The organism is Streptomyces sp. MZ04 (genome assembly GCF_004684775.1).
In the GTDB taxonomy this organism is placed as follows: domain Bacteria; phylum Actinomycetota; class Actinomycetes; order Streptomycetales; family Streptomycetaceae; genus Streptomyces.
The window spans coordinates 1-8,942 of sequence record NZ_SRIC01000319.1 but is presented as its reverse complement, the minus strand read 5'-3'; the positions used below and the strand labels follow the sequence as shown (position 1 = coordinate 8,942).

The window sequence follows — 8,942 nt, the reverse complement described above, 5'->3', positions numbered from 1 at the left end:
CGTCGGCAGCGTCAGATGTTTATAAGAGACAGGGGTGGGGGGACTTCTGGGGGCGGTTTGATGGGGTTGCCGATTCGGTCAAATTCCGTCAGGAACGTGCCACTAAGCAGATGGGAACACTTGGAAGCGGAAACCATATGATCGAGACCTGTCTGGATGCGGACGGGGTGGTGTGGTTGATGCTGCACTCCGGGTCCCGGAACATCGGCAAGGAACTCGCTGAACACCACATCGGCTTGGCCCAGAAGCTGCCGCACAACCAGGGCCTGGTTGACCGCGACCTTGCGGTCTTCGTCTCCGACACCCCGCAGATGGCGGAGTACCGGAACGACCTCTACTGGGCTCAGGAGTACGCGAAGTACAACCGCGCGATCATGATGGCGCTCCTTAAGGACGTGATCCGCAAGGAGTTCAAGAAGGCGAAGCCGACCTTCGAGCAGGAGATCTCGTGCCACCACAACTATGTTGCGGAGGAGCGGTACGACGGCATGGACCTGCTGGTGACTCGTAAGGGGGCGATCCGGGCGGGCTCTGGTGAGTACGGGATCATCCCCGGCTCCATGGGCACCAGCTCGTACATCGTGAAGGGCCTCGGCAACGAGAAGGCATTCAACTCGGCGTCGCACGGCGCGGGTCGGCGTATGAGCCGCAACGCCGCGAAGAAGCGCTTCTCGACGAAGGACCTGGAAGAGCAGACGCGGGGCGTCGAGTGCCGCAAGGACTCGGGCGTCGTGGACGAGATCCCGGGCGCCTACAAGCCGATCGAGCAGGTCATGGAGCACCAGCGTGACCTTGTCGAGGTCGTGGCGAAGCTGAAGCAGTTCATCTGCGTGAAGGGCTGAACTGCAGGTGGGGCCCAGGTTGTTGTCAGCTTGGGCCCCACTGTTCAGCGTCCTACTGGTCCGTCGGTTTCGGTACCTTGCCGGTACGGAGTCGCCAGAGGCGCAGATGGCAGCTCTTCTCGGTCCGTCCGAGCTCCTCGGCTGCAGTTGTGTCGCTGCCGAGCTGGAGCAGGATCCGGTCCTCCCACTCTTTCCAGATGCGTCGGTTGCTGACAGCCCTCATCTCGGCGGGCCGCTGCCACGAGGCGAATGAGTCGACCGCCGTCCGCTTGCGCTCCAGAGCGAGGCAGCCCGACGCGTGGTGGGGCGATCTTCTTCGACTTGCGGCCGTACGGCAGGCCGAGCTGGTTGATGGTCGTCCTGGCTTCCAGGGAGCACAGGGACCGGGTTGCCGAGCGGTGGCTCTCGGAGAAGTTCGTCGACCGGGTGCGCTCGCTGATGGTGCTGTTGTACGGGGTCAGCCGCCGGAATTCGCGCAGGATCTCGATGTCCCGCGCGTTGATCTCAACGGTCAGTTTGCCCTTCTGGCCCGCCCCCTGCTGGAGATGCCCATCCGCCTGCATGAAGCCGTACATGTAGGCGTACTCGGGCACTTCGAGGTCCACCCCCGATTCCGCAGGACCGCAGGGCTGGGTGGACGGCCAGTTGCCAGAGGTAGCCGGCGCCCTGATGGAGCTTGTGGTCGATGCCGCCCTTGGCCACGGGGATGTCGGACGGCGGGCAGATCGCCAGGTAGTCCACTTCGCCGAGCCGGGCGCGGTGGAGCTGCCGGGCTACGGATTTCGGGTGGTGCGGGGAGCCGGACCAGGTGCATGAGGGGAGGTCGGCGGGGGTCAAGTCGCGTGCGCTCGGGGGGAGTACGAGTTCGGCCGTGGTCATTTCGCGTGCTTGACGGCGAAGATCATCACGAACGCGATGATGTGGATGCCGAAGAGGAAGTACGCCAGGTACCACCACATCAGGCGCTCGTTCTTCTTCTCGTCCTTGAGGCGGCGGACCTCGTGCTCGTGTGTGAGGCGGTGGAGCGGATCGGGGGAGTCGGCGGAGTACGCGGGGGTGCCGGGGTCGTCGCCGGGGAGGCCCATCGTCACGACTCCCTGTGGATCTTGGTGTTGGACGCCTGGGCGCGGGGGCGGACCACCAGGAGGTCGATGTTGACGTGCGGGGGGCGGGTGACCGCCCAGGTGATCGTGTCCGCCACGTCGTCGGCGGTGAGGGGCGCGGCCACGCCCGCGTAGACCTTGGCCGCCTTCTCCTCGTCGCCGCCGAAGCGGGTCGTGGCGAACTCCTCCGTCTTGACCATGCCGGGGGCGACCTCGATCACGCGGACGGGGGTGCCGACGATCTCCAGGCGGAGGGTCTCGGCGAGTACGTGTTCGGCGTGCTTGGCGGCCACGTAGCCGCCGCCGCCCTCGTACGTGCCGTGGCCGGCCGTGGAGGAGAGGACCACGATCGTGCCGTCGCCGCTCGCGGTGAGCGCGGGGAGCAGGGCCTGGGTGACGTTCAGGGTGCCGATGACGTTCGTCTCGTACATCTGGCGCCAGTCGGCGGGGTCGCCGGTGGCGATGGTGTCGGCGCCGAGTGCGCCGCCCGCGTTGTTGACCAGGACCGCGATCTTGCGGAAGGCGGTCGCGAACTCGTCGACGGCCGTGCGGTCGGTGATGTCGAGGGAGTAGGCCAGCGCGTCGTGGCCGGCGGCCGTGATCTCGGCGGCCAGTGCCTCGATGCGGTCCTTGCGGCGGGCCGTGAGGACGACGCGGTAGCCGGCGGCCGCGAGCTGCCGTGCGGTGGCTGCGCCGATGCCGCTGCTCGCGCCGGTGACGATCGCGATGCGGGAGGCGGGCACGGCGTTCGTGGCGGCGGTCATGGCTGCTCCTTGGGCGTCCTGATGCGTACGTACGTTCCTGTGCGGTCCTTCGCCAAGGATAGGCGGGAGCGTCCGTGCTCTCAGCGGCCTCTGGGGGCATACATGATCACTGCCATGCCCGCGAGGCAGATCAGTGCGCCTGTCACGTCCCAGCGGTCGGGCCGGTAGCCGTCGGCGACCATGCCCCAGGCGATCGAACCGGCGACGAAGACGCCGCCGTACGCGGCGAGGATGCGGCCGAACTCGGCGTCCGGCTGGAGGGTGGCCACGAAGCCGTACACGCCGAGCGCGATGACGCCCGCGCCGATCCAGGCCCAGCCCTTGTGTTCGCGCACGCCCTGCCAGACGAGCCAGGCGCCGCCGATCTCGAAGAGGGCGGCGAGGACGAAGAGGGCGGCGGAGCGGGCGATGAGCATGGGGTGATCGTGGCATGTGCGGTACCGGTACCCCGTCAGTTCTCTGCGCCGTACGATTTCTGCCTGGCCCGCGCCACGGGGCAGACGTACGAACCCGCCCCGGAGGGCGGCGGCGTACTGGAGGCGTTGCGGGAGGCGGTCGCGGGTCTGGCGCCCACCGCCCGGAAGATGGGTGTCTTCGAGGAGCCGGTGGAGATGCCCGGCGGCGCCTCTGAGCTGGAGAAACTGCTGGCCGAGACGGGCCGCGACCCGCGCTGGGAATCTACGGCCGCCTGGCCGAAGCCTGACGCCGGACCCCACCACGGGCCGCACCCCCACCGAGCACCACAACCCCCGGGAACACGCGCTGCGTTCCCGGTTCGCGTACCTGCGGGCGGTGGTCGTACCGACGGCCGTGTACGCGGCGTCCGAGGACTGGGGAGCGGACGGCCTCGACGAGCGCGTCGAGCGGGCGGCCGGGGAACTGGCCGGCGTCATGCGGCCCGCGCGGGCGCACGAGGAGGAGCTGATCCCCTTCGAGCGGCAACTCGCGGCGCTGAGGCCGCAGTAGCGAGAAAAGGCGAGGTGCTCAGCCGCCGGTGGTGTCCGAACGCCAGGTCATGGTGACGGTGACATGCGCCTCGCCCTGCGATTTGGCGATGACGGCGCCGAGTTCGGCGTTGAACCGCATGCCGAACGCCAGGCTGATCTCATCGGGGCGGCTCGGCATGTCCCGCAGCCGCCCGATGGCGTTCGCGGCCGCGCCGCGGATGCGGTCGACGCCCTCCTCGAACGAGGCGGTGGCGTCGGCCACGGCGGTACCCAGACGGGACACCTCGACCACTCCGGGTTCGTCCTCCGCCACCTCCACGACCACGAAACCGTCGCCGCTCTGGGCCGGGAACCGCAATAACTGCGTCATGTACGCCCCCTTGGGTGTCTGCTGGGTCTCTGCTGGGTGTCTGCCTCGTGCCCGCGGCGACCCAGGCTTGTATGACCTGCGGCCGTCTTCCACTGGAGAGCCGTTGCGGCCACCATGGAAGCGCACCCCGAGCCGCCAGACCACCACATCAGGGGGAATCACGGTATGGCAGAGTCTGCGAAGGACTTCTGTTCCGATCTCGTTGATCTGTCCGGGATCTCTTTGGTGGAGCTGCGTTCCAGTGACGATCCCGTGCTGCGACGCGCGTTGAGCAGGGCGGATCAGCGGGCGACCCTCGCCTTCGGGACCCTCAACGAAACCAACAGCGAGGAAATGAGATTCCTGCGCGGGCGTGGTCCGGACGGGCGGTGACCGTCACCGTGCAGCCGCTGTACGGGCAGCCGCTGGACGTGCACCGAGTGTCCCGTGAGTCGCTCAGGGCCATCGCGGCGGGCCGGGCGGACCAGACCGATCTGAAGATGCTGCGTTCCGGACAGCGCAGTCAACTCCTGCTGGTTCTGCGCGCGTTGCTGGATCACGTCGACGACGCGGCCCGCGGCGCCCGGCGTCCGGGTGGCGTTCCCTCCGGCCAGGAGGCCTGGCATCTGCTGTGCGCGGCGCAGCGGCAGTCTCCCGAGGCCGTGGAGACGGTGCTCACCGATCCCGCTGTCATGGCCTGGGCGCTGCGACTGCTCAGACGCCTGGGCGGATCCGCCGCCACGGCGGAGTCCTCCGCGCCGCTGTGGGCCGATCTCGGCCAGTTCCAGGCGGTGGCCGCGGCGGCGGCGCTGCGGGCCGGAGTCCGCGCGGTGCTGCGGGTGCCCGCCCACCGCGGCATGGTCTGGGTGCCCGGCGCGGGGGTGGCGGGCCCGGTGGCGCGGCGCCGGTGGAGCGCGGCGGAGGTCCGGGTGGAGCGGGACGGCGCCGTGGTGCTCGGGGAACTCGCGAGGGTGCGACTGCCCCGTCCCCCGCCTGCGTCGGCGCCGGGGTGGCGTCCGCTGCGGACGGTGTCGGGCTGTGCGCCGTGTGCGCGCGAGGAGGCGGCGGGGCCGTGGCTGGACACGGTGACGCCGTACCGCGACTTCACGCGCTACCCGAAGTCCCCCGGCCGGTCGGGGGAGCGCCGGCTGCGGCTGTGGGAGGACCGTCTCGCCGGTGCGTACGCCTTGCTGGACCGGGAGTCCCCCGCGGACGCCGCCGCGCTCAGGGCGCTGGTCAGGGTGCTGGTGCCGAGGCCGTTCCGGACGGCGCGGGGCGGTCTGGTCGCCAGCGCGTCCTCGGTCGACGCCTTCGGCTCGATCACCCTGTCCCTGCCGTACGACGCGACCCAGACGGCGGCGGTCCTCGTCCACGAGACCCGGCATCAGCAGCTGAACGCGCTGCTCGGTCTGGTGCCGCTGGTCCGGGCCGACGGGGACCGGCGGGGCGGGCCCGAGGGATGGCGGCGGCTTTATTACGCGCCGTGGCGAAGTGACCCCCGGCCGGCGCTCGGGCTGCTCCACGGGGTGTTCGCCTTCGCCGGGGTCGCGCGATTCTGGCGGAGGCACCGCGCACAGGTGACAGGGGTGGAGGCGCAGCGGGCGGACTTCGAGTTCGCCGTGCTCAGGGAGCAGGTGCGGGAGGCCGTCGCGGCGCTCGCGGCCGATGGCGATCTGACCGAGGCGGGGCGGCTGTTCGTCGACGAGATCGCGGCCGCGGTGCGGGAGTGGCAGGAGGACGACGTGCTCGCCGTGCCGGGTCAACTGGCCCGTGATTACTGCGCGTTGCGGCGTGCGGTGTGGCGGGCGCGGCATCTGGAGGTGGCGCGGTCGGCGGCGGAGCGGTGCGCGGCCGCCTGGTCGGCCGGGCGGCGGGCTCCCGCGCTGCCGCCGGCGACACTGCGCCCGCGTCCGGACCTGATCCGCCTCGACACGTTCGGGCCGCTGGCCAGGTATCGCCTGTCGGCGCCGGACCTCTTCGCCCGCGGGTGCCGGCAGGCGCAGGCGAGCGGGGACGTGGCGCGCCTGGCCGAGTACGCGGCGATCGCGGGGGACGCCGAGCAGGCCGCGATCGGCTACGCGGAGTGGACCGCGCGGGATCCGCAGGACGCCGAAGCGTGGATCGGCGCCGCGCTCGCGCTTCCGCGGGAGGCCCGGGGAGCGGGTTTCGCGGTGCTCCTGAACCGGCCCGAAGTGGTGGCGGGTGTTCGCCGTGCCGTCGCCGCGGCGCGCGGCGGCTTCCCCGATCCGATGGGCCTGGCCGATTGGCTGGCCGACGCCTACGCCGACGCCGACACCGGAGCAGGCGCCTGCGGGGCCGAGGACAGCCCCGTACACGCCTGGCCGGTACCGGACGCGCCTGCCTAGAGCGAGATCAGGTCGATGTCGGCGTTGGCCCGCAGCCCCTTCTCGGCGTCCAGTGTGGCGGGATGGGAGGAGCCCAGGGCGCTGCGGTAGCGCTTGAGTGCCTCGGAGTACAGATGCTCGCTCTCCTCGGTCCTGCGCAGCGCCTTCAGGTCGTAGCTCATGTTGAGCTGGACGGCCAGGTTCGCCGGGTGGTCCTCGCGCAGTCGTGCCGATTCCTCGGCCACGGCCTTGTCGATGGCGTGGGCCTCATCCGGCCTGCCGAGTGCGAAGTGGTCGCTGGCCAGGTTCATCCGGGCGAGCAGGGTCCGGGGGTGTGCCTCACCGAGCGAGCGGGTCAGGCCTTCGACCGTCTCCCGGTCCAGTTCCAGCGCGGCCTCCGGCCGCTGGAGCAGCCTGAGGGTCACCGCGAGGTTCATGGCCAGGGCGTGGCTGTGCGGGTGCTGCCTGCCGTAGCTGGCGCGGTGCTGTTCCAGCGCCTGTTCGCTCAGGGTGCGTGACTCCTGGAGCTTGCCGATCTGACGCAGGTCGTTGGCGTGGCTGACCGCCATCAGGAGGTGGTGGCGGCTGCCGATGCCGAAGATGTCGCCGGTCAGCTCGATGTACCTGCGCGACAGCTGGTACGCGCCCTCGTGGTCGCCCTTCTTGCGGCGTGTCACGCATCGGCTCCGGTTCACAAGCGCGGTGAAGGGGTGCGCCTCACCGAGCTTCTCGCCGACCTCTTCGGCGAGCAGCTCGTAGCCCTCGAGCGCTTCCTCGTACCGGCCGACCTCTTGCAGGTCGAGCAGGTACGCGTCCCGGGTGGTCAGCGTGTAGAGGTGGTCCTCGCCCAGGGTCTCGACCCTGCGCTGCCAGGTGTCGTAGTCCAGCTCCAGGGCTTTCTCCGAGTTTCCGGCCAGGCGCAGGCTCACCGCGTAGTTGTGTGCGGCGAGGAGGGTGGCGGGGTCGTCCGCGCCGAACTCCATGAGGCTGGTGTCGTAGACCCGCTTGTCCATCTCCCGCGCCTCGCCGAAGTTTCCCCGGTTGCGGTGGTGGGCGGCCATGAAGCTCTGGGCCTGCAGCGTGTCCTCGTGGGCTTCGCCGAGGACCCTGCGGAAGCGCTCCACGAGCACGGACTGCAGGTTGTACGAGCGTGCGAGGTCGATGCCTTGTTCGCGCAGCGCCTGGGCGATCTGCTGGTCGATCCCGAGGACCTCCTCGTGCTCCTCGCCCAGCCGCGCGCGCCAGATCTCCGCGGCGCGCTCTCCCAGGGACAGCGAGGCGGCGTGGTCGCCCCGGGCGCGCAGGAACCACACCTCGTTCAGGACGAGCCGACGGGTCCAGGGTTCCTCGCACTCCACGGCGTTGGAGGCCCGCACGTGCGTGAGCAGGGACGAGTAGCGTGGCCAGTAGGTGACGCGCTGCGGGTTCCTGGGGTCGGAGTGGGACAGCAGCTGGTGGGCGGCGTGCCGCATCGTCGCCTGCTCCTGCATGTTCATCTGCTCGATGAGCACGCGCTGCACCAGCCGGTGCATCTGGACCGTGTTCTGCCGGTGGTCGATACGGGCCAGGGCGTAGCGGCCGATCTCGCGCACCGCCCGGCCCAGCTTGACCGGGTCGTCGAGGGCGCTCTGCAGTTCCGGCGTGACGGAGATCCCGCGCACCGCGGAGAACAGGTCCCACTCGATGGGCTCGGGAGCGAAGAAGGCGCAGACCTGCAGGAGTTGGAGGGCGTCCGGGCGGGTCTCGCGCAGCCGGCCGAGGGATACGTTCCAGGCGGCCGCCACCGACAGGGGGTAGTCGCCGGGGGGCTCGGACTGCATGAGTTCGGTGAAGTTGCGCTCGTACACCTCGAGGTACTGCTGTACGGGCATCCCGGTCTCCGCCAGCCAGACCGCGGCCTGTTCGACCGCGAGCGGCAGGTCGCCCAGGGCGGCGGCGAGGTGGTCGACGGCTTCGTCGGGGAGTTGGGAGCTGCGGCGCCTCAGCAGAGCGACGCTTTCCTCACGGGCAAACACGTCGACCTCTAGTGAGCTGGCGTCGGTGGACCACTGGAAGTTGCGGGACGTCACGACGATGCGCCCTGGTCCGTCACTGGGAAAGTACTTGCGTACCACTTTGGGGTTCTCGGCGTTGTCGAACACCAGGAGCCAATCGCTGTACGGTTCGCCCCGGCGCAGGGCGTCGAGGACCGCGGGTACCGCGCTCATCTCGGATCCGGCCTGCAGGCCCATCTGCTCGCCCAGTTCGATCAGCGACTGGACGATCTGGTTCTCCTGCTCGGAGGGGATCCACCAGATGAGGCGGTAGTCCCGACTGTGCCTGTATACGTGTTCGATGGCGATCTGGGACTTGCCGACGCCGCCCATGCCGTGCAGGGCTTCCGGCAGGACCGCGGTGACGCCGCTGCGCAGTCGTTCTCGCAGGCTTTCGAGCAGCACCTCCCGTCCCGTGAAGTTCCGGTTCCGCTGCGGTACGTTTCCCCAGATTCGGGGTGGATCGTGCGGGCTTCGGGGGCCCGGAGCAACGGGCAGACCGGCTGACACGGGGATGCCTCCTTGTCGTGAACGCGCGGGGGCGGGAACGGTCGTGGCG

At 70.0% G+C, this 8,942-nt stretch carries 8 protein-coding genes and 2 pseudogenes; 3 read left to right on the top strand and 7 right to left on the bottom strand.

Annotation, left to right across the window (positions count from 1 at the left end):
• A partial coding sequence (locus E2651_RS37485) for an RtcB family protein (RefSeq protein WP_135335740.1) occupies positions 1–842 on the top strand: 842 nt, incomplete at its 5' end.
• Between the two features lie 44 nt (positions 843–886).
• Here the strand turns inward: E2651_RS37485 and E2651_RS37480 are convergent.
• The 5 genes and pseudogenes from E2651_RS37480 to E2651_RS37460 all read right to left on the bottom strand — a co-directional run bounded on the left by E2651_RS37480 (position 887) and on the right by E2651_RS37460 (position 3,125).
• Positions 887–1,447, bottom strand: coding sequence for a hypothetical protein (locus E2651_RS37480; protein WP_348541695.1), 561 nt, complete (start codon positions 1,445–1,447; stop codon positions 887–889).
• A gap of 1 nt (position 1,448) precedes the next feature.
• A pseudogene (locus E2651_RS45715) lies at positions 1,449–1,721 on the bottom strand (GNAT family N-acetyltransferase); the annotation flags it as partial.
• Positions 1,718–1,927 carry a hypothetical protein gene (locus E2651_RS37470; protein WP_135335741.1) on the bottom strand — a complete coding sequence of 70 codons (210 nt, stop codon included), beginning with the start codon at positions 1,925–1,927 and terminating at the stop codon, positions 1,718–1,720. The pseudogene E2651_RS45715 and the gene E2651_RS37470, both read right to left, overlap by 4 nt.
• Before the next feature lie 2 nt (positions 1,928–1,929).
• On the bottom strand, positions 1,930–2,709 hold the full coding sequence (locus tag E2651_RS37465; RefSeq protein WP_135335739.1) for an SDR family NAD(P)-dependent oxidoreductase: 780 nt from the start codon (positions 2,707–2,709) through the stop codon (positions 1,930–1,932).
• A gap of 80 nt (positions 2,710–2,789) precedes the next feature.
• Positions 2,790–3,125 (bottom strand): YnfA family protein, encoded by a 336-nt coding sequence (locus E2651_RS37460; protein ID WP_135335738.1) that lies wholly within the window; start codon positions 3,123–3,125, stop codon positions 2,790–2,792.
• 337 nt (positions 3,126–3,462) lie between these two features.
• Here E2651_RS37460 and E2651_RS37455 point away from each other — a divergent pair.
• Positions 3,463–3,675, top strand: a pseudogene (locus E2651_RS37455) (oxidoreductase); the annotation flags it as partial.
• An 18-nt stretch (positions 3,676–3,693) separates the two neighbouring features.
• Here E2651_RS37455 and E2651_RS37450 read toward each other — a convergent pair.
• Positions 3,694–4,026 carry a CU044_2847 family protein gene (locus E2651_RS37450; RefSeq protein WP_135335737.1) on the bottom strand — a complete coding sequence of 111 codons (333 nt, stop codon included), beginning with the start codon at positions 4,024–4,026 and terminating at the stop codon, positions 3,694–3,696.
• A gap of 368 nt (positions 4,027–4,394) precedes the next feature.
• Here E2651_RS37450 and E2651_RS37445 point away from each other — a divergent pair, with 368 nt between their 5' ends.
• Positions 4,395–6,371, top strand: a complete 1,977-nt coding sequence (locus E2651_RS37445; protein ID WP_135335736.1) for an HEXXH motif-containing putative peptide modification protein — start codon at positions 4,395–4,397, stop codon at positions 6,369–6,371.
• Here the strand turns inward: E2651_RS37445 and fxsT are convergent.
• Positions 6,368–8,893, bottom strand: a complete 2,526-nt coding sequence (gene fxsT / locus E2651_RS37440; protein WP_280922824.1) for an FxSxx-COOH system tetratricopeptide repeat protein — start codon at positions 8,891–8,893, stop codon at positions 6,368–6,370. The genes E2651_RS37445 and fxsT overlap by 4 nt on opposite strands.
• Positions 8,894–8,942: the final 49 nt, after the last annotated feature.